The sequence below is a fragment of the Paraprevotella clara YIT 11840 genome (assembly GCF_000233955.1).
GTDB classification, from domain to species: Bacteria; Bacteroidota; Bacteroidia; order Bacteroidales; family Bacteroidaceae; genus Paraprevotella; species Paraprevotella clara.
Genome location: NZ_JH376599.1, coordinates 137,632 through 159,838, shown reverse-complemented (window position 1 = coordinate 159,838; position 22,207 = coordinate 137,632). Strand labels below are relative to the sequence as shown.

The 22,207-nt window shown below is 47.6% G+C and carries 11 protein-coding genes; 2 read left to right on the top strand and 9 right to left on the bottom strand.

What is annotated here, in order from left to right; all coding sequences use genetic code 11:
- Positions 1 to 34: 34 nt before the first annotated feature.
- From HMPREF9441_RS09170 to HMPREF9441_RS09155, 5 genes are all read right to left on the bottom strand, one after another.
- On the bottom strand, positions 35 to 2,980 hold the full coding sequence (locus HMPREF9441_RS09170) for a glycosyl hydrolase 115 family protein (RefSeq protein ID WP_008620413.1): 2,946 nt from the start codon (positions 2,978 to 2,980) through the stop codon (positions 35 to 37).
- A 202-nt stretch (positions 2,981 to 3,182) separates the two neighbouring features.
- On the bottom strand, positions 3,183 to 3,344 hold the full coding sequence (locus HMPREF9441_RS18625) for a hypothetical protein (protein WP_008620412.1): 162 nt from the start codon (positions 3,342 to 3,344) through the stop codon (positions 3,183 to 3,185).
- Between the two features lie 26 nt (positions 3,345 to 3,370).
- Entirely contained in the window at positions 3,371 to 4,363 is a 993-nt protein-coding gene (locus tag HMPREF9441_RS09165; RefSeq protein WP_244949710.1) for a hypothetical protein, read from the bottom strand.
- Positions 4,356 to 5,495, bottom strand: a complete 1,140-nt coding sequence (locus tag HMPREF9441_RS09160; RefSeq protein ID WP_244949709.1) for a hypothetical protein — start codon at positions 5,493 to 5,495, stop codon at positions 4,356 to 4,358. Before HMPREF9441_RS09160 ends, HMPREF9441_RS09165 begins: the two co-directional genes overlap by 8 nt.
- 161 nt (positions 5,496 to 5,656) lie before the next feature.
- Positions 5,657 to 9,745: a hybrid sensor histidine kinase/response regulator transcription factor gene (locus HMPREF9441_RS09155; protein WP_008620397.1), complete on the bottom strand. Its 4,089-nt coding sequence runs from the start codon at positions 9,743 to 9,745 to the stop codon at positions 5,657 to 5,659.
- 885 nt (positions 9,746 to 10,630) lie between these two features.
- Between HMPREF9441_RS09155 and HMPREF9441_RS09145 the strand changes: the two genes are divergently transcribed.
- Together HMPREF9441_RS09145 and HMPREF9441_RS09140 are read left to right on the top strand one after the other, a co-directional pair.
- The gene (locus HMPREF9441_RS09145; RefSeq protein WP_008620390.1) at positions 10,631 to 10,948 is read left to right on the top strand and encodes a type II toxin-antitoxin system RelE/ParE family toxin; all 318 of its coding nucleotides are present in this window, start codon (positions 10,631 to 10,633) and stop codon (positions 10,946 to 10,948) included.
- A gap of 5 nt (positions 10,949 to 10,953) precedes the next feature.
- Positions 10,954 to 11,289, top strand: coding sequence for a HigA family addiction module antitoxin (locus HMPREF9441_RS09140; protein ID WP_008620389.1), 336 nt, complete (start codon positions 10,954 to 10,956; stop codon positions 11,287 to 11,289).
- A gap of 77 nt (positions 11,290 to 11,366) precedes the next feature.
- Here the strand turns inward: HMPREF9441_RS09140 and HMPREF9441_RS09135 are convergent, their stop codons facing one another.
- The 4 genes from HMPREF9441_RS09135 to HMPREF9441_RS09120 form a co-directional block, all read right to left on the bottom strand.
- Positions 11,367 to 13,325 carry a NosD domain-containing protein gene (locus HMPREF9441_RS09135; RefSeq protein ID WP_008620387.1) on the bottom strand — a complete coding sequence of 653 codons (1,959 nt, stop codon included), beginning with the start codon at positions 13,323 to 13,325 and terminating at the stop codon, positions 11,367 to 11,369.
- 113 nt (positions 13,326 to 13,438) lie between these two features.
- Positions 13,439 to 17,077, bottom strand: a complete 3,639-nt coding sequence (locus tag HMPREF9441_RS09130) for a hypothetical protein (protein ID WP_008620385.1) — start codon at positions 17,075 to 17,077, stop codon at positions 13,439 to 13,441.
- 181 nt (positions 17,078 to 17,258) lie between these two features.
- Positions 17,259 to 18,950, bottom strand: coding sequence for a RagB/SusD family nutrient uptake outer membrane protein (locus tag HMPREF9441_RS09125; RefSeq protein WP_008620384.1), 1,692 nt, complete (start codon positions 18,948 to 18,950; stop codon positions 17,259 to 17,261).
- A 19-nt stretch (positions 18,951 to 18,969) separates the two neighbouring features.
- Positions 18,970 to 22,206: a SusC/RagA family TonB-linked outer membrane protein gene (locus HMPREF9441_RS09120; protein ID WP_244949708.1), complete on the bottom strand. Its 3,237-nt coding sequence runs from the start codon at positions 22,204 to 22,206 to the stop codon at positions 18,970 to 18,972.
- Between the last annotated feature and the right edge of the window lies 1 nt (position 22,207).

Sequence of the window (22,207 nt, the reverse complement as noted above, 5' to 3'; positions counted from 1 at the left end):
CACATAACATATACGTTTCCCACCTTTTCAAACACTAATGTCTGACCGACGGTGCACCGAAATAACTCGGGTGTGTATTATCCGGGTTGAACACCAACTGTTCCAATACGATTTCCGGATCGACCATATATACCTTGAACGTATGTAATCCCGGCTTTTCCACCTCAAACTCCGCTGTGAGCCAACGCAAATTGTCGAAGATTTCATTGCGGCAGAAACCATCCCCATTGATCAGTTTCAATGTTTTATTACGCGGTGGAAGCGGTTTGAGTTTCGGGGATTTTTTCAAGTTCTTCGGGGTATATTCACTGAATGTGTCTACGAACCCCTGACGGGCATCCAACGTACGGACTATACCCCCATCCAAACCAAAAGCCAATCGCAGCCCCCGTTCGGGCATCACATCCTGCGTGGGAAGGACACCGAGACAAACGGTCTGTGTCCCCGTCTTCGGGAAATACACTTGATATTCCAGACACGGAGCGTCTTCGAAAGAAGTAGCCGACGGTGCCGTGACCGGAGACAATCCCATACATCCCTCTCCACGTCCTAAATCGGGCAGGAAAGTCCACTTTGCATATCGTCCGGGGTGGCAGGCATTGAACTGCCATGCGGGAACGGAAAACTCATTTCCACAAGCATTTCCGAACCAATGTCCTTCCACTGGAACAGGCAGGTCAGCTTTCACGACACGAAGCCTTATCGGCACACGTTCCCTTTCCCTACAAATATAAAGTATACCTTCCGTCTCTCCAGCCTTCAGTTTCGTCCAATCTATACCGACCCAAATACGGGATTCCGTCTCCACCTTCCCTTTTCGGAGACTCACGTCCATCCAAGGTTCGTCTGTCTTGACCTTAAAATCGAATGTCCCCGTTCCCCGATTGAAGATGTCGATGTAATACTTGCGATTCTCGAAATTATCAAAAACGGGGAGTTCCAATTCTCCTTCCGGCGATACCGTTTCGCAACCTTCCACAGCCACACCCATCGTAGGCTTTGACAAAGGCTCCACACGCACCACCTGCGGAACGGAATCTCTTTTAGGCATAGACCATTTGGTATATCCCAAATGAATGTCGCTCATCATCTTTTCCCACTTACCTCCGGCCAACACCTTATTATAATAGGCGGTCATAGCTGTATCAACCGTATACAATTCCTCTACTCGCCGCGCATAATCGTTCGCCGTCACGCGTCCCTGCCGTGCATAAAGCCAGTTTTTTGCTGCGGCCAAATAGATTTCTGCCACTCCGGCCGAAGCTTTGACCGGATAAAGCACCAACTGATAGTAAGCATCCTTATATGCTTGAGGCATGAGTTGTCCCACCGAGTCGGCTTCGTGGGCTAACGTACGCCACAAATCCGTCACACGGTCGGCCTCGCAATGGTTTACCACACTGAATATATTCGTAGACTGCACTTCAGGTTTCCGCCACAGATTATATTTGGAATAACGGGCCACCAACCCTGAAATTGCCTCCGCATGTGCTTCCCCGAAATTTTGCTGCGCCCACTGCCGCAGGTAATCATCTGTCTCATCGGCCTGTATCGCATCAGGATTCCAGGCATAACGCATAATAAAATCAATAGGCAATTCCTTGGGTTTCAGGTCTCCTACATTCACAACCCACAAGTCATCTATTCCCGATTGGTAAGCCAAATTGAACTGTTCGCGCAATTTGGGTATGGTCGTGGTATTAATCCACCGGTCATTCCATGGTCCACCATTCATGTCGATATGGTAATACATGCCCATACCTCCCTTGCGCCGCTGTTCCTGCCAAGGTCCTACCCTACGGATATATCCCCAGTTGTTATCACAGAAAAGCAGCATCACGTCATCAGGCACCTTGAAACCTTTGTCATAATACCGTTGCACCTCCGTAAACACAGCCCAAAGTTGCGGTATTTCGGCCGGGTCTTTTCCATGTACCCGTCCGAGTATTTCACGTTGTCCTTTAATGACATCCGACAATACAGCCATATTCTCCTCATCCGTGCCGCCTCCCATGGCTACATCTCCATCGCCACGCATCCCGATGGTCACGATACTCTCGTACTTACGACTTCGTTCCGCCCCTTCGACGAAGAAAGAATCTATACCCTCCTTATTCGTAGCATAATTCCAAGGACCGACCTCCTTCCGGCGTTTGGTATAATCTTTATGCGGACGCATCATCGGTTCATGATGCGAAGTACCCATCACGATACCCATATCGTCTGCCAACTGCCCGTTCGCCGGGTCGTCCTCATAAAACGAACTGGCCCACATGGCCGGCCACATATAGTTGGCTTTCAACCGGAGCAACAGTTCAAACACGTGCGCATAAAAACGGCTGTTGAACCCACCGAACTTTTTGGAAGCCCATCCCCCAAGGCTCGGCCATTCATCGTTCAAGAAAATACCACGATATTTCACTTTGGGAGAATCTTGCACATAACGTCCCGGTTTCACATACAATGCCGCATGCCGTTGCGCCGGTACGTCGGCAAAATAATGCCACGGCGACACACCGATTTTTTCCGACAGGTCGTATATGCCGAAAATAGTACCACGCTTGTCGCTCCCCGCTATCACGAGATTTCCGTCTACCGTCTGTATCAAATAACTTTCCCATTTTCCTTCAATGGCCGACACGTCAAGCTTCCCTTGCTTTACCCATTCATCGATTTGCCTATTCCTGCCTATCGTTCCGGCTACCACCACTCCCCGTTTCGAGGGTGAAGACATACTGACATCCGCCGCCGTACCGGTCACTCTTCCGATATCCGTACCCAAATTACGGGCTGCAAGCCGTACTCCTTTATAATCCGCTGTATCCACACAGATCGTAGCAACCCGGCCATCGGCCGAAAGACTGAAAGCCCCTACAGACGGCTTAAAAGAAATATAATCCACTTGCATAGCCCGTGCAAACATCATCCCCCCAATCAAGAAGAATGCACTGAAACACATTTTCACGATATTACTTTTCATAACCTAACCCTTTTGTTTCTTTGCAAAATTACGCTAAAAGCCCGTTTCTAAGTTCTTTGTATGTATCACACTTTTGCGATAAAGTAACAAAATCCTCTCATTTCTTCCATTTATGCAAAAAAATGCGCCGGGAATCACTTCCCAGCGCACTCCGCATTCTAAATCTAACTAACATTATATGAAAAGACTTATTCCTTCTTTTTCACCATATATCGTCCCAGATGCTCACATTGGCCTGAGAACCGTATTCGGTATCGCTTGGGCTTTCATTCACTCCGGGTAGCGAGTTCGACGCCATCATGACATGCCTGTCACCATCCAATCCCATGACCTCCACTGCGGGGGCTTGATATGTTTTTTTCATCTTGTTTTGTTTTTATGGGTTATTACTTATTTTACGATTACTTTCTTCACGCTTCCGTCCGACAGTCTCAGCAGGTTGACGCCCTTTATCGGAGTTCCCAACTTGCGGCCTTGCAGGTCGTAAACGGCTTCCACAGTGGCCGGCCCTTCGGCAGCGGCATCGTCCACACGGGTAGTGCCTGCGTTGTCGAAGCTGACAGACAGCGACTTGGCGTTCACAGCGGCAGCGGTAGGCAAGGCGAGGTAGGCCGTGAAGGGGGTTACCCTCTGCTTCCCGCCTTCGGCCACCTTGTAGAAAGCCGTCACGTCATCCTGCGTCTGGAGCACGTAGCTGCCCTCCGGGGCCGTGGTGCCAGCTTCGTACACACCGTTCAGGATGCCGTTCACCAACGATGCGGGGGTAGCTTCCACGGTCACGTCCTCTGCCTCAAACGTGCATTCGCCGTCACCGGCCAGCAATACGGGCTTGTTGGCGGCAACCGTTGCCGTTTCCTCGCCTTTCACTACGTTGTTTTCATCCACGCCCGTCAGGTTGTAAGCCTTGCAGCCATCGGGCACGGCCACTTCAAAAGGAGACACGAATGTGCCGAAGTTGGGGCCTACCGTTTTCTTCACACTGGCAGCCTCTACTGTAAAGCTGTATGGAGTACGGAAAGAGTATCCGCTTTCCAAAGCCAAGTTGGCACAGGCATAAGTGCCGTCTTCTCCCTTGACCAACACGTTCTTCTCGTTGGAGAGCTTGGAAGCATCGGACACGAGGAAGAGGCAGTTCGGGTTGGCGGCTTCCAAAGCAATAGGAGTGAAATTGTTCAATCCGGTAGCATCAACAATCGAAGCACCAGATGCCGACATCTCTTCCTTCATTCCTGTTGGCCACAAGCCAAATCCACCAATGGTATAATCAGCATTGCTCAAAGCCGTTATGTCCGAAATGGTAACATTGGTACCGGCATTAGCTTTCGCGCCCATCAAGTAAGCCTTCCCTGCACATTGAGCCTTGATGCCAGCGATGTCAATCACAGCGTAATCCTTCCCCTCCACAGAAATGCTTGGCAGACATAAACCAGAAACGCAAATTGGAACAGCCATCGCCCGGATAAACGCGGATTTCCTTATAACCGTCCAAATCGGCATAAAAGCCACAAGCCTGCACATTATTACAATTTCCATAAACCTCTGCTGTTTCTTTTCCCACATTCCATAATGGGGTAACAACACTTCCCGTTGCTGCGTCATAGAAAGGCACATCTTTCAGCACCACGTCATTTCCAGACACTGTCAACATACCTTTTTGCAGACAAATGCTACTGATGGTTACTTCCCCTTCTTTACTTTCGTCAAAGCCCAATTCAATGGCAGAGGCGTGGCAAAGCTCCTTGCGATATTTATCTTCGACTGTGGCACCTGCACGCGAATCCCACCAACCTTGAGACCAATCATTACTTCGGAAAGTTGTCGTAGTCCATAGGCCTGTGGTCGTTTCAATACATTCAACCTTAAAACTTGCAACATCCGATAAATCCACGTCATCCAAAAGCAATTTTATATTGGCTGCATCAGTTCCTCTCTTAGTTATCTTGCCTGTTTCCGCGTCTACTGTAAGGCCATTGGCAAAGTCTGCCAAATCCTGAGGGCGAATATACGCCTTGCCGTCCTCATCGAAGTCCAATGACAAAGGCGGCACCAAAGATACGGATTTGACAACCACGGAACCTGAATTACTATTGGTATTCAAACGAAATTCTTTCACTTGTGCCAACTTCTCTTTATCATATGCCGACAGGTCAACGACCAAACGTCCATCGGTTTCCCAAGCGGCCTTATAATTATAGCCAATTAAAGTTTCATTATTCTCCAATAACAAGTCCAGACGAAAACCGGGCTTACTATCATCTTCCGAATTGCCATCGGTCAAGTCTTCCGTTTCCAATACGACCAAGGCATAGCCAGAAAGGTCACCTGTCAAATCAGGAAACGAGATACGACCGTCATAGCTAAAAGTCCAAGTAAAAACATGTGTTTCCGAATCCCACTGGGCGTTTGCGCCGCTTGGTTCGACCAAACTCAAATCAGCGGTTTTCCTACTCGTAGCCCTTGCCGCGCTCCCCAGCCCTAAGACTACTAACATGAATAACAAAAATCTTCGTAACATTTCTCCATACTTTTTAGTTTCACAAAAAGAATTTACTGGAACAAAAATACGCAGGAATAAACCTTTTCTGTTTATTCCTGCGTAACGGATTTTTGCTATTTTGTAACAAATGTGCGAATATTACATTTCACATAGTTTTTTGTTACGTAAGAGACCATAGTTTATGGCAGTCCCTCAGTAACGTCCTCATCCTCTTCTCTTTCCGACTCTGTTTTTGTCTTGGCATTCTTACGGGCATATTCGGTAGGCGTCATGCCGAAGTATCCTTTAAAGCACGTAGAAAATGTAGATACAGACCTGAAGCCCGTAGCGATAGCCACATCGGTAATATCGAAATTCTTCCCGGCCAAAAGTTTAGCCGCCTGCGAAAGACGGATATTCCGTACGAAATCGCGTGGAGTCAATCCTGTGGCATCTTTCAGCCTGCGATGGAAATGAACCCGGCTGATACCTATTTTATCGGCAATGAACTCCACACTCAAATCCGGACTGGAAATATTCTCGTTAATCACCTTCATCACTCGTTCCATCATCTGGTCGTTCGGAGACACCAATTCTATTTTATCCATTTTCTCTTCCTGTAGGGCTACACCGTATTTGCCCTGTAATCTTCGTTTATTTTTCAATAAGTTCTCTGCGGTCTGCCGCAAAATATCGATATTAAAAGGCTTGGACATATAGGCATCAGCTCCTGTGGACAATCCTTCCAGACGGTCGGCATCTTCGCTTTTAGCCGTCAACAGAATCACAGGAATATGGTTCGTATTGAAACTCCCCTTGATTTTGCGGCAAAGCGTAATACCGTCCATGACCGGCATCATGACATCGCTCACGACCAAATCCACTTTCTCCACGTTCTGGATAAGGTAATCCCAAGCTTCCTGCCCGTTACTGCATTCACTGACATGATATTCCCCGGCAAACTCACCATGCAGATAACGCCGTATCGTTGTCTCGTCCTCCACGACCAATATACGTCCGTGCTTACTTCCTCCTTTCTTTTCTTCCGGCAATTCGGCTACCGTCTCTGCCACATGCTCCGCCTCCAAGGGCGCGGAATAAACAGCTTGGGGCATCTTGTCATCCGAAATATCCTCCAGCAGCTCCAACGCCTGAGGCATCTGCACAATGAAACGCGTACCCTGGCCTTCGGGATTGTTTTCCGCCCAAATACGCCCCTCATGCAGCTCTACCAACAATTTCGTCAGATTCAATCCGATACCGGTACCGACATAATCTCCGCCCCATTTGCCTGAATAGAAACGTTCAAACACCCGGCTCTTCTCCTGGTCGGGAATGCCCACACCACTGTCCGTCACCGAAAGCCTGAAATCCCGTTCACCGGGTATGTCACCGCTCACGTCTTTCAACTCGATGGTGACCACACCGCCGTCGGGAGTGAACTTAAACGCATTCGAAAGCAGGTTCATCACCACCTTGTCAAAGTTTTGCGGATCTACACAAACGTCCATTCGTTCCATATCATGTACAAAGGTGAACGTAATGCCGCGATTATGAGCCGTGGTTTCGAACAACTCATAGAGATTATTGACGAAACCTACCATCTCTACTTTATGATACTTCAATCGGAACTGTCCCTTTTCTATCTTACGCGCATCCATTAGTTGGTTGATCAACCGGAGAATACGCTGGGAATTCTGATATATGAGCGAATAACTGCGTTGATGCGTTTCGTCTTTGTCCGACTTCATCAACTTCATGAGCGGACTGAGAATAAGCGTCATCGGGGTACGTATTTCATGACTGATGTTCATAAAAAACTGAATACGCGCTTCATTCAGTTCTTCCACCTGACGATGCTTTTCAAGAATCCGTTTGGCCTTGAAATGTTCCTTGACTTGCAAAAGTACCACATAAAAGATAAAAAGAAGCAGCACGAAATAGACCATAACGGCCAGTGGGGACAAATACCATACGGGATGTACCATCACCGTCAGTTCCTTCACTTCGGACGACTCCCCGTATGCCTCGGCTTTCATACGTATGCGATAGGTTCCCGTTTCCATATTGATAAAGGATATACGGTTCTGCCCGTACTCCAACGCAATCCAATCGCCATTGTTGATACAGTAGTAATACGTCACACGCCGGTTGCTGAAACTCATCGTGGAAAGTTCTATGCTGAACGACTTGTCACGATGGGAAAGGTTCACCTCGTCCACCAGCGGAAGCCAACGGTCTATAATCGTGTAATGTCCCGAACGGTCACCTGCATGCACCGGCTTACCGTTGACATAAAAATCCACCATACGAAGTTCCACTTTCTCCATCCCCGCTTGCTTCCCCACATCCGACGGACGGAACAAAGTCAGTCCGTTGATACCACCGAAATACAGCATCCCGTCTTGAGAATAAGAAGCCTTTACGCTGAACTCATTTCCTTGCAGTCCGTCTTCGATGTGGTAATTGTCAAAGGTTCCTTTCTCCGAATTAAAACAGGTCAGGCCATCGTCCGTGCTCACCCATATTTTCCCGTCGGAAGCGATTTCTACGCTACATGTGGAATTAATAGGCAACCCGTCTTCCACGGTATAAGTCTTCACGCTTTCGTTCGCTATGTCGAAACGCACAAGTCCTAATGTCGTGGCAGCCCAAAGCACTCCGTCGGCATCCACTTTCATGTCGCGCACACTGCTTTTAAGCATAAACCGCCCCCGTAAACGGATGTCTCCTCCCTTAGACAAAGTGAACACCTCCAACCCGTCGGCCGTACCCACATAAAGGAAATCACCATGTACCAACAGCGTCCTCACATAAAGGTTTCTCAGAATCTGATAAGGGTAGACCACCGTATTATCGACCAACATCTTATATTGTGTCAACTCTCCCGTAAGCAGACTGTAGCGGAACAGCCCGCTACCCATCGTCCCTATCCATATATTCTTATAACCGTCTTCCACCATCGTGTAAGCATTCGGTATTTTATTTCCGTCCTTCACCCACGCGCCGAGGTTGACGCACTCTCCAGTATGTTTGTCCATCTTCGCCACACCCGACCACGAAGAACCCAGCCATAACGTCCCTTCCGAATCCTCCAACATGCTCATCACCGTGGAAGGCATCGTCTTCACCACACCCGGTTTGAAATGGACACTGCTGCTGCCATCATGAGCCAGATGATACACCCCGCAGTGGTCGGCCGCCAACCAAAGGTTTCCATGTCCGTCGCCGGTGATAGACGTCACACAATTCGTACCGATCGTGTTCTTCTGAACCGAGCGACGCCCCACGTATTCAAAACTGGTCGCCATGTCGGGCATCACCAATACGCCTTTCCAGTAGACTCCGACCCATGTATTGCCATCGCTGTCCACAATGGCATCCTTCACGTTAGACGTAGCCAGGTTATATTCATACGTACGGATATTGCTCTGCGTAATAAGTCCGGTGGCTTCATCATAGATTTTCAGCCCGTCACCGTCGGTAGATATCAATATCTGTCCTTCCAATCCGGGATTTATGGAAGCCATCACGTAACGGCGGCTTTCCGGAAAAACATCATAAAAACGATTTTCTGTTTCGGAATAACACAATAACCCGTCATGAGCCGTGGCCAGATAAAGATGTCCGGACGAACTCTGACAAAGTTCGATAGCCCCGGGATAGCTTGCCACCCGACGGAGTTTTCCACCCTTCGAACAATGTATCCCTCCGTCCGCATCTACAAACCAGACTCTCTTTTCACGGTCTTCAAATATTTGCAAAAGAGTGACCTTAGCCGGCGGAAAATCTCTCATTTCTTTCAGGAACTTCTTTCCATCCTCATCCTCACACAGGCGATAAAGTCCGTATCCGGCCGTACAGACATAAATAGAATCTCCGCTCAGTTTGGTCATCGAAATTACATGGGCATGGATGGTGTCGCCCCCGACTACGATAATAGGAACATCGGTAAACCGGTCCGTATCATAAGAGTACATCTGCACGCCGGACTCCATTCCGATAAGCACAGAACCGGGTTCTACTTCCAACGCACAACTTACCATGTCATGCCCCAAAGTCCCGGCTTCACCTTTTTTATGCCGATAAACGTTCATCTTCACACCGTCATAACGGTTTAAGCCGCTTTGCGTAGAAATCCACACATTTTTCCGGCTGTCTTCCATGATGGAACGGATACAGGTATTCGACAGTCCCTGATCTGAAGTAAAAGAGACTGGGGTTTGTGCTTTCATAAAGACTCCCAACAGTCCCAAAAGAAAGCTTAAGAGATTTTTTTTCCAGTTCATAGATTTAGATATAAGCTTTAATTAAACAGTATTCTTCATTTGTACTTTCTGCATTGTGTTCCGGCCTTGAAAACGCTCTGCCATCGGTTTATCTCTTAAGAAGAGAGCAACCCGATGATATATACAGTTGATAATAAGGTTTGAAGAAGCCCCAGACGAATTGTTATTTCATAACAAAAAATTCTTTTTTTCAAATGCTGCGAAAAAAAATCTTTTGGAATGGAGTTAAAATCAGTTTTTTTCCTATAACTTTGTGTAATGGTTGCTCTCTTCTTAAGAGATAAACTTCTATCTCCACTGACACTCAACGTCCAAACCTTTTTTCGCACCGTTCGTATCCCTTGCAAAACATCTCCTCCGACAACAACCGCATTTTACTCTGCGATACATGATTTTCCAAACGCATGAAGAGCCTTTCCGGAAACAGGAAATCTGTCTCCCTATACCTCCCCAGGATTTTTGCAAAAAGACCTTTCATCTTTCAGGTTACACCATAATCTCCTCATTACATTGGCATTATAAACTGAAAGATGCTTCAGGCATCCTTCAGCCACGCCTCATTTCGTTCGGCTAAGAATGAAAAATCGTTTGGCTGAAAACGAAAAATCATTCGGCTGAGATTGAAAAAACGTTTGGCTGAGAACTTCTCATCGTTTTCTGCCCTGAAAGAAAACTGAAAGATATCTGAAGCATCTTTCAGTCCGTAATACAGTATATTACAACCGGTTACCCCATAACCTGAAAGATGAAAGGTCTTTTTGCAAAACTCCTGGGGAGGTGTGGGAGATGACGGATTCCCGACAAGTACACAAATTATAAATTTGTTCGACAATTTGCGAATATCAAACAAAATAGGTATCTTTGCCCTCAAACAGGCCAGGCACTATGTTTATAGAATTCGATAAAGACTACCTGCGTGAATTGTTCGAGCAAGGACGCACAAGCGACAAAAAGCACCGCTATCAGCCCGAAGTTATAAAAGGATATCAAAAGGCGGTCGCGTCTCTTAAACGTGCCATCAATGTTGAAATGCTGTACCGCCTCAATTCGCTTAATTACGAAGTGTTGAAAGGAGACAAAAAAGGCATTTCATCGGTACGGATAAACCGACAATACCTACTTGAATTTACCGTTAGGGACGTAGTGAACGAACAAATAATAACCGTGTGCCGATTGTTGGATATTAGCAACCATTACAAGTAATCGATATGGAAACAGCAAAGAGAATCTATGCGCCGCACGAGTTGCAACCTTCCACGCCCATACATCCGGGCGAAATACTGAAAGACGAGTTAGAGGCACGGGGGCTTTCACAGCGGAAATTCGCCCAAACGATAGGCGTTTCATATTCCGTGTTTAACGAGGTTGTAAACGGCAAACGCCCCATAACCACCGAATATGCCTTGAAAATTGAGGCGGCAACGGGTATAAATGCCGAATTTTGGCGGGGGATGCAATCCGACTACGACATGCAGACAGCCCGGCACGATGGCAAGCTGTCCGCAATCTTGGAAAACATCCGCAAGGTTGCGGCGATGCTTTGACAAGCAAGCGAATAAAAGCCCGTCGGAAGGCCGTTTTCCGCTTGCGTGTCCCGTTTTTTTCTTATATCGAACTCACGTTACTTACAAACAGTCTTCGTTGACGTTCTTTTCCGGCTCTTTACATTCACGATGTAAAGTCCCCGGGGCATATGGTTCATATCCCAAACATAGCTCCCATCGGCCGGACCATCGCTATGAACCAAACGGCCATCATGACGGTAAATACCCACTGTAAACTTCTCGTCTGGCCATTCCACCTTCAGTTTTCCGCTTCCACGTTCGAAGAAAATCCGGCAAGCCTCATCATACTGTACATTTCCTTCTACGGATTCCGGTTCCGAATCCATGTTTTTCTTTATCCGTACCACCGTCAGACCGCCACACACACCCACTTCATCCGAATGGGGCACAAGGCGTAAAGCCAGCAACTCATCATACGGCGAGGAACCTACCCCCTCTACCGTAAAACTCTTTGCAGTCTCGCCGGGAAGAAAAACCATTTCGTCTGTCGAAAGGATGAAGTCTTCTCCGGCCCGCGCTTCTCCGGCCACAGGCTGCAAAGCCAAACGTAGTTCTTCCCGATAAGCATGTGAAAGCCGCACTGTGAAAGACATCTCTGCTCCCCTTTCGAGGCATGAAGCATACGCGTCAAAACCGGCTTGTACTGCGAAAGGGTCATCCATCTCTTCCGGCCCCGTCGGAACCGCCCCATACACCGGATATGCCCCCAAATCCACTCCGCCATAACCGTATCCTTTAGCCCGGCTACCCTCTCTCAGCGTGAAATCCTCCTGTCCGTAGGTCATCGAGACAAATCCGGGGGACGTTTCCAGATTGCCTTCTCCACCGAGACGTGTCTGGAACGCACGTAACGACATTTCCCCACCGCATAATTTCAACGATTTCGTCTTTCCTGGTGTATATACCAAATTGTCGAGAAACACATGAGGACCGGAATCGTATGCGGAATCGGAAAGCTCGACGTTATACCCCGAACAATCATACACGATGTTGTTGCGCAACCAGTCGCGCCGGGACTTATGAATGAAGAAACCCGTCTTGCAACGGAATGCCACATTATTCGTCCATTGTGCATCGGCCGTCCACCCCGTTTCGTAACGTGCGGTCTGATAAGCAATCCCTTCCAGATTGGCTCCTATATTTTCCGACACCATGTTTTCCGCACACCGCGACTCATTGAATATAAAATCCCGGCAGGCATGCGCCCTGTTCCGGAGCAAGATGTTGCGGCTTCCGTCGCGATCGAGCCAAATGCAGGTAGGCACCTCCGTAAAATAATTGAAGGCAACAGCATTGTTCCCGTCCGACATATCCTGCACGTCGATGCACCGTGTGAAAAGGCTCTCTCCGCCCCACGAGCGTTTCTTGCCACTGAAACGCGCAAAAGAGTTCCGAGCCACCAGATTGCCGTTACATTGCTGTCCGTTAATGGATACCCCGTCCCCGATGATGTCTTCAAACACATTGTCCACCACCGAATTTCCACGGGCGTTCCCCATCCAAATCACAGAATTGGCATTCCATGAGGCCACCTCCGGATGCCCCAACCGTTCAAATCGGCAACGGGACACTACACATCCCTCGCTCCCGTTCATCGATACGGCACACTTGGCATACTTGAAATCCCGGAACGTGAAGCCACCGAGCCAAACGTACTTCAATCCGGAAAGGTCGAACACCGCACTATAATCCCCTGGCAACACGTCGGGATGCCGCACTACCACCTCGCCCGTTCCCGGCAGAGGGCGAAATACGACAAAACGGCCTTCGCTACCGGAATGCCCGGGTTTCAGGCCTTCTACCACATACAAACCGCCGGTCACATACACGGTATCACCGGCCTCGGCGAGGGTAGCCGCCGCTTGTATGTCCTTAAACGGCCGGACGTGCGTCCCATCACCGCCATCCCCAGCAGCGGCAGAAACGTAATACCCTTTGCCCTGCCCCTCCAACGCATGCAGCATGAAGGCCGAGAAGCATAAAAGGACCGGTTTCATCAGATTCAAACTTTTCATAATTCCTGTCTTATCAATTATTCCCCAACCCAAAGAAAAAGGGAGGCTTCCTCATACCGGCCGCCTCCCTCTTGTCTGAGTGAAAATTAAATATAAAGCTTATCTAATACCTATCATTTCACGATCACTTTCTTCACGTCAGTCGTTCCGTCTGCACGGTGGATCTTCACTAAGTTCACACCCTTCATCGGACGTTCGAGCTTCATACCGTCTACGGTGTAATACTCGTAAGACACGGCCTCCGCCACTTTCACGTCGTCAATGTTATCTGCATACGCCTTGGCATAGTCATAGCCTTCCAACGGAGCCTTGAAGAAGAGACGTGCGTCATCTGCCATGGTCTGGGTTTGCCAATTACCTTGGTCGCCTGCTTCCGGACCGGCATCATACCATTGACCGCTCTCATCCTTGAGGCAGAAATTCTTTCCGGAAACATACTTCTCAGCAATACCGATGGTCAGCACTGTACCTTCCTTTACTGTAACATTAGGAATGAGTGTTGGAGCACCTCCCCAACCTGTTTCATACTTAATATCACAACCCTCAAATAACACACGGATTGTATCATTGGGCGCATCCGAAGTCACCGCCCAGATATACTTATCAGGAACACCAGTCTCATCATTCACGGCATCGAAATAACAAGCACTATTTTTGTACGTGCGAGTGTCGAACAACACATCATATATACCTACCGGCAAATCGGTCAGGGTCTGGCAAATCTTGTACTCCATTTGGTAACCATGCAAACGATTATCGGCTACAGCCTTGTTTTCATTAGCACCCCAAGACCCGTCCACGGTCACAATCGGCTTACCTTCTAAAACATTCCAACCTGGCGTGTTCTCACTATTCACACTGTCATTAGCTACACTAATGTAAGAATAGAAGTTCGGGTTCTTCACGAAACCTGTCAGGTCGACACCGGAAGCCAAAACCTTATAGCCCGTGGCCGTAGTCTCATCCGTTTCCGTCTCGCTGTACAGCGTATCCTTCATCTCGTCTGTAATCTTACCTGTTTCTCCCAATATCTTATAAAGGGTCTGCCTGCTATGGTAAGCCAAGCTGGCTGCCAAATCATCATCGTCGTCCAAAGCATTCTGCGCGTCCGTAATCAGGCTTGCCGGCTCGGCACCCAACTTTTCTGCCATAGTAGCAAACTTCGTAAGACGGTAGGTCAAGGCATCCACACAAGACTGGATGTTGCCCACCTTGGCAGCTATGTCTTCCAATTTCTCTATAGCCTCGGACAAAGCTTCATCTTCCAGATCCAAGGAAGACACGCCGTCATATTCTTTCAACAGGTTTTCACCCTCAATATATTCATCAGCCATCACATATTTGGAAGCCGGGTCTATCTTGGCCATGTTGTCGCGCAAAGTCTGCATGTCTACATCATACGAATCCACATTAGCTTGGCGTGCCAACATCTTACCACACAAGTCATACAACTTCGCATTTATTTCCTCTATGGCAGACGGGCTGTTGAACGTACCGTTCTTGGCGGCCTCCAAAGCCTCAGCCAAGGCGGCCTTGGTCGTACCATTATAGATTTCGTTCTCCACACCCGTAGCCACCACCGTCGCACTGTCTATGGCCGCAGCCAACTGAGCCTTATAATAGGCCGCATCGGAAGGTTTGGAAATCAATTCTACAGCACCCAAAAGGAATTCGTGGAAACCACCCTCACTCAGGCAAGAGAACTTCAACATGTAATAACCCTCCTCTGCCACCGTGAACTCCGTAGTGGAAAGGGCTGTCCCCGTCACTGGAACATTTTGAGCACCCTCCACGCTCGGCTTGGCTTCCACACCGTTGAACCGGGCTACCACCTCACCTTCTGCATCCGGATTGTTCAAATCAATCTTTTCGAGAGAGAAGTCATATTTCGGGAACGTACCATCGGCAAAACCTTTCCATGCCGCCATACGGAACGAGACCTGATATTTACGCGGCGTCAAATGGAGAGCCACACCCGGATCCATTTCCGGATCCAAAGTCCCGTCGGGCATCACATAGTCTTTCACTTGTTCGCCATAAGTAGCCGTACCTACCGTACCGCCAGTAGCACGCCAATAAAGTCCCATACCATTAAAATCACCGGTATAAGGACCCTGCAAACGGCATCCTCCACCACCGATGTTACCACCCCAGTTATAATTCCAGACCTCACCGGTTTCCGTCACACCATACTGGTGGATGGTTCCATTATCATTCGACAACCACCCTTTCGGGAAAGTACCGTTGGCATACGTGGCAAAGTCTTTCGCGGCAGAATAAATCACTTCACTCGTACCTGGGTTCAAATCCGGTCCTACGGAGAAATTTATGGTTTGTGACTGTAAAGCCTCAAAACCACTCACTGCATTAGTCACATTAGACACTACCAACTGGTATTCGCCATTCTCCAATGTCCCTACCGATACGACCAAAGTATTCGGGTCGTCCTCAGACACCACAGTGGAGCTATACAAATCAGCTACTTGCACACCATTCTGCATCAATAAAACGGATGCAATTTCCGTAGAAACGGCACGATCGTAGTTCACCTGCACCTCATTGAACGTGGCCGGATCCAACTCGAAGCTATGGTCTTCAGGTACGGAAGACAAGAAATTCGGACCATCCATCAAATAAGACATTTCTTCGATAGTCTCATCATAGTAAATGGCTTCACTCGTGAACGGGAGCACTTTCATCTCGCTCTCTACGTCCATGCTCGGACGTTGGTCGGTGGTGTAAATGAGCGGGCATTCCGCATCTGGCGTGAAGCTGACCTTCATATCGGCACTTTCATCCTCGTCTATTTCATTCGCCATGAAGATATACATGTAGCCGTCCTGCTTCAACTCAACGCTGGCCACTTCCATCTCCTGATCACCATTCATCACTTTCACATACGAATTGGGCAACAAGTGCACACCGATAGGGTCAGTGCTGGCGGAAGCCAACTGGGCAGCATTCGTGGGATAGCCGAAATCCACCCTGATAGCATCATAATTATACGTACAGCCTGCCATCGTGGCTTCTTCAATCTTAATATCATCCAGAAGATAACGACCAGGATTGTACATGTTGATGGTCAGGAAATACGTATTAGGGAATGACGTATCATCGCCCTTCCACCAAATCGTGTCGTTCTTCGACGGGTCATTCGGATCATTCACGATGATGTCTTTGATGTTATCGTCGAACTGGTCGAAGAACTTGTCCTGCACGGCCTTTCCGGAATTGTAAGCCACGAACGACAAACGGCGCCAATCTCCCGTCATGATACCGTCTTTCCAATCATAATAGTACTGCGTGCCACTCTGCGACATCAATGGTGCCTCAAGATTTTCACGTCCGATAGAAAGGCTGGATTTGATGGCCGTATTGATAGGATCGCCCCCGTCGGCCATCGTAAAGGTTTTGTTGGCCTTCACCCAAAACGACACACGATAGGATTTGCCCTCCTCAATGGGCAAATAGCGCAACTTCAAACCACGGAACCATTGCGACCCCTGTACCGTATTGGAATTGTTAGCCTCCAAGGCATACGTACCAGAATAAGCCTCTTCGCATTTCTCATTCCACACATCCCCCGGCTGGAGATTGATATGGTCACCGTAGAAGTCTGCAAATTGTGCAGAGTCTTTGTGATGGTAGAATTGGTCACCATCCTCAAAACCCAACGTTGCAATAACCTGAGCCTGGACTGTCAAGCCAAGTCCTGCAAGGCCGAGCAACATCAAAAAGTTTTTCTTCCTCATAAACTTCAATTTAAGATTAATACTAAAATTACTATATCTCTTTCTCTTCTATTCTTGTTGGATTTGAGATTCCGGCAGCTAAATTAGCCTTTGCCGGAATCTTTTCCAAAATATTTTGTATCATATACTTTCGTATTTGTAACATCTTTCAATCAGCATTGATTTACAACACATTATAGCATCACTCCAAAGGCAAATACCAATTACTCCGATCTGAAAGGCGACCATAAAGTTCTGTATTGAAACTATCTTTCCCAGCGCGTCCGGCTATCTTCCGTGCCAAAAAGTCCGTGTCATCACGCCGGAGTGCTATACGCTGCAAGTCACCAAACCGCTGCCCCAAAAAACTCTGCTCCAAAGCCATCTCATCGCAAATCTTATCCTCTACAAAGAGTATGGAGTCTTCATGAGTGGCCAATCCTTCAGGAATGACATAAAGCGTATCGGCATAAGATTCACCACAGCCATAAGAATGAATTCCCTCCGTATTTACTGTTGTCGTAGAAGTGGACGACATATCCTGTGTAATGAAATTGTAAGGACTCCACGTCAACAAATTACCTGCGCGCTTTTGTTCATCGGCACTGACATACTTGGACACAGTCCCGTCACTCAAGCCATACTTCAAAATAGCAAAAGCCGATTCGGGCAGCCCCGCACGGTTGTAAGCCTCGGCCATACGAAGATAGATGGACGAAAGCCGGTAAAGAGGGATTTCCGACAAGAAAGACGAGTTGGATGTCACAGGAAAACGGACTACCGTCTGAAAATCTTCCGAATAATCATCGCGACTTGCCGTGTACGTCATCCTGACATTTGAACACAAACGCAAATCCCCCCTTTCCCGACTGTCATTATAAATCGTGTTCTCTCCCGGAGATATCGTATCACGTAAATTTGTAGTCGGATCCGTATACACCATCACGTAACGCTGCGCCTGCGACAGTTCCAACAACGACTGTGAAGAAGTCATCTCAAAATAATAACGGTTGTCCTCCGTAGAATTAAGGACATCTCCCAATCGGCTTACCACTCCATCATATTCACTGGTTTCCATCCGTATCCCAGCCAAATCGGTAGTACTTGAATAACTCGACGAATGGCTCTTGAATTCGTAATTCCCCCAATAGGCTTCCATGTTTCCAGCCGGAGCCAAAGGTTTGTCGGGATGCGTCAGATAGTCATGATAGTATTGTGCAGCCTCTCGGTAACGCCCAGCCCATAGGCAAAGGTCGCCCAACAAGACACGCACGGGAATGAAATAGCGGTCGTTTCCGGCTAAGGGAAAATCAGTTTCCACGTAAGGTTCCAAATCCGGAATGAAGTATTCACAAACCTGCTTCACATCATAAAACGGATAACGTGAAGGATCCGCTTCCACTTCCGTCATCAACGGTTCCGTAAAGAAAGGTACCTTACCATAATAAATGGCCAACTGCAAATAAGTCCATGCACGGAAAGCTTTCACTGCAGCATACTCCCGAATAAACACTTTCTCCCCACGCAAAGAAAGCATCGTATCGGCATGGGCAATATAATAATTACAGTTCTGAATGATGGCATAATAATCTTCCGGCGCATTGTAGCGGTTGTCTGTAGTTGCCGTGAAGTCAGCCAGTTCTTTCAGGTCGGTCGTGGCTGCTTCAGTCGCGGATGAAAGTTCTCCTCTTATTTCACCGAGAATAATTGTGCGATCGGCTATCACCTGCATCTTGTTCATAATTCCCAAAAGAGAATATACCGTATCGTTGGGTGAATTCAGTTGGGGATTGAAGTCCACCAAACTTGAATCCGTATCCACACAGGAGGTAAAGGCTGCACCAGCCCCAAAAGCCAATACCAATGCCATAGAAAATATCTTGTTCTTTTTCATGATTCGTTTTAATTGAATGTTACAAGTTAATCTTTACGCCCAATGAGAAATTACGCCCTTGGGCCAACAAACCGCGATCGATACCTCTGGACAACACGCTGTTGTCTGCACTGAACTCCGGATCTGCTCCCAAATACTTCGTGAACGTAAGCAGATTATTGGCAGCTCCCCATATCGTAATACCCTGCAAATAAGTTGTATGGATGGGAAAGTAATAGCTCAACGTGACATTCTTCAGACGAAGGTAAGAACCATCCTCAATCCAACGGTCGGAGAAGCGGCTATTACCCGGTGCGTCTAAATAATAGATACGGGGAATGTCTGTTTCCTGACCTTCATGTGTCCAACGGGACAACATAGCGGTAGTCTGGTTGTGGAAACGTGATCCGCTCTCTAACAGACGGCGTTGATAATTATACACGTCGTTACCTAAAGAATAGTTAAAGACAACGTCTAATGAAAGGTTCTTCCAACGTACGTTAGTGAAAATATTACCATAAAGGTCGGGATTGGGATCACCGATAACCTGCATGTCTTTTTCATTAATTATATGGTTGCCATCCTCATCAACGAATCTCATGTCCCCTGCACGGAAATAAGTCTTTGCCCCTGTCTCATCTACCTGATATAAAGCTGCAGCATCGGCCTCTTCCGTTGTAGCAAATACCCCGTCTGTCTTGTAGCCATAAAACACTCCGGCAGCCGTACCTACTTGCGAAAGCACTTTACCCCCGTAAAGTTCCGTAATAAAAGAACCATTCGGCAGAGAAGTCAACTCGTTCTTATAATGTCCTGCACTAGCTCCCAAACTCCACTTCCAGTCTTTCAAATCAATAACTCTGGCAGACAGACTTACGTCAAAACCTTGGTTTTTCATCTCGCCACTGTTCTTCCAATTGGCCTTCAAGCCACTGATATAAGACAATGCACTCAAGCTGAGCAAATTGGAAGTTATCCCATGAAAATAATTGAAACTAACACCCAGGCGATTGTCCAAAGCAGACAAATCCAAACCGGCCGTCCAACGTGCCGTAGTCTCCCATTGTAATTGCGTATTACCAATGTTTGCCATAGACAACCCCGTCGATGTATTCCACATCTTCTGCCCCACAAAATACGTACGCGAAGCCTGGCTTTCTAGATCGTCGTTACCCACAAGATCGAACCCTACATTCAGCCGCAAATAATTCAGAGCACGAGTACGGGGCATCCACGACTCATTAGTCAGTACCCACGCTGCCTGTACCGAAGGAAAGAACCCCCAAGCGTAGTTGCCGATCTTCAGTCCGTCGGCAGCATCGACACCAAACTTGGAGCTACCAGCCATACTCAGTGCAGCGGAAACATAGTAACGTTCACGCCAATTGTAATCGGCCGAAAGATAGTAAGTCATGTCCACCACTTCTTCCTCCGTACCGTCCGTGGATTTGTAGAGTAAATTATTTGACATGTTAGGCGTCTTATCGTTTCCGCTATTGTAACCCACCTGAGAATTCAACTGGTAACTCGTACGCTGATAACGCAAACCTCCTCGCAAACCGAGCCAATGCGCCTTGAAACGGCGAGCATAATCGAAATAAGAGTCGCTCATGATAACCGTTTCGCGTGCTGCCAAAGCTGAAGCACGATTCTGCAAAGCTTCACCTACACCTTCTACATCAAAATCCGGAACACCGTTCATCGGTAAGTAGGCATTTTCATCCGTATTCACCAATTGGAATGCAAAATGCTCTGAAATGCTCCAATAACGGTTAATATTCCACTTCGGAGTCACAGCTAATGTAATGAGACGGTTACCGAAATAATTTTTATTGTCACCATCTCCGTTTTCCAAAATAAACAAAGGGTTGGCCAACGAATTCAAATAAGGCTTGGTCGTCAACACATCGGAAAGGTAATCATCAGCATCGGCCAAATAAGAAGAAATATTCCCGTTTGTGTCAAACGCATACGGGCTGAGAAAAGGAGACTTGATCAGGCTCAGGAATCCCGGTGAAGAAATTACACCATCATCCAATGTGGCCGGCGCCCCATCGTCACGCATATCGCGCGTCACATCGCTATAAGCTGCATCGAAACGCACCGTGAGGTTCTTTGCCAATACGATATCAGAATTCAAGCGCAGATTGAAACGCGAAAAAGAATTGTTCTTCAGCGTTGCATCAGATGCAGCATACCCCACGGATAGATTATAGTTGGCCACGTCATCTCCACCCTGCACGTTGATACTATAGTTTTGAGTGAAGGCTTCCTCATACACATGTTTCTGCCAATCCGTATTATTATGATACACATCATAGTAGTAATAATTCGGATTCGTCTGCAAAAACTTGAAACTGTTATTGGTAGTACCTGTCGTCCCTATCAGTTCGGAAGCATAGATGCGGTATTGTTCCCCGTCCATCATATCCATAGATTTTGGCAATAATTCAAAGCTTCCACCGATAGAAACATCTATTTTCGTAGCCATGCTCTTGTTACGTTTGGTTTCGATAAGAATCACCCCATTCGCTCCCTTCGCACCATAAATAGCTGTCCCGTTCTTCAAAACACTGATTTTCTCAATATCCTCCACCATAATATTCGCAAGGAGGTTGTTGAAAAAGCCGTCATGAACAGAAGGAGCCGAAAGCCTCATATCGGTAACGACTCCGTCAATAACAACCAGTGGCTGTGCGTTGGTATTGAGCGAGTTCAAGCCGTTCATGAACATGGCCACACCCATCCCCGGCACACCACTGCGCGTAACGGTATGTATATCAGCACCCAACTTGTTTTGAATCTGCCCGTCAATGCTAACTTCATTCGTATTATAATCCACAGCCACTGTTTTTTCACTCGTAGCAGACCCCGAAGCCGTATAGACCGGATTGAAAGTATCGCTGAAAATATAAGCATCCACCGAGTCTTCTCCCCTACCGACTGGAACTTGAAGGGCATTATAGCCATCACCCCGCATCCAAAGGGAAGTTACATATACCGGGACTTGGATCACGTAATCCCCTTTCTCGTCAGTCATAGCCGCATAGCGTGCGTCATTGAATGCCGAGACACTGATACCCGCAGTCGGTTGCTTAGTAGCATTATCATAGACACGTCCTTTAATTTCGCGCATCGGAACCTCCGACAACATGGACTTTACCATCTTTGCGGAATCCCGTACCGTAGCCTGGGCGGAATCCTGCTCCGCCTCTTGAGCCGCCACCGGAGCTGCCACAGCGGCCATCAGGCAAAATGTTGATAAAATATGTTTCATG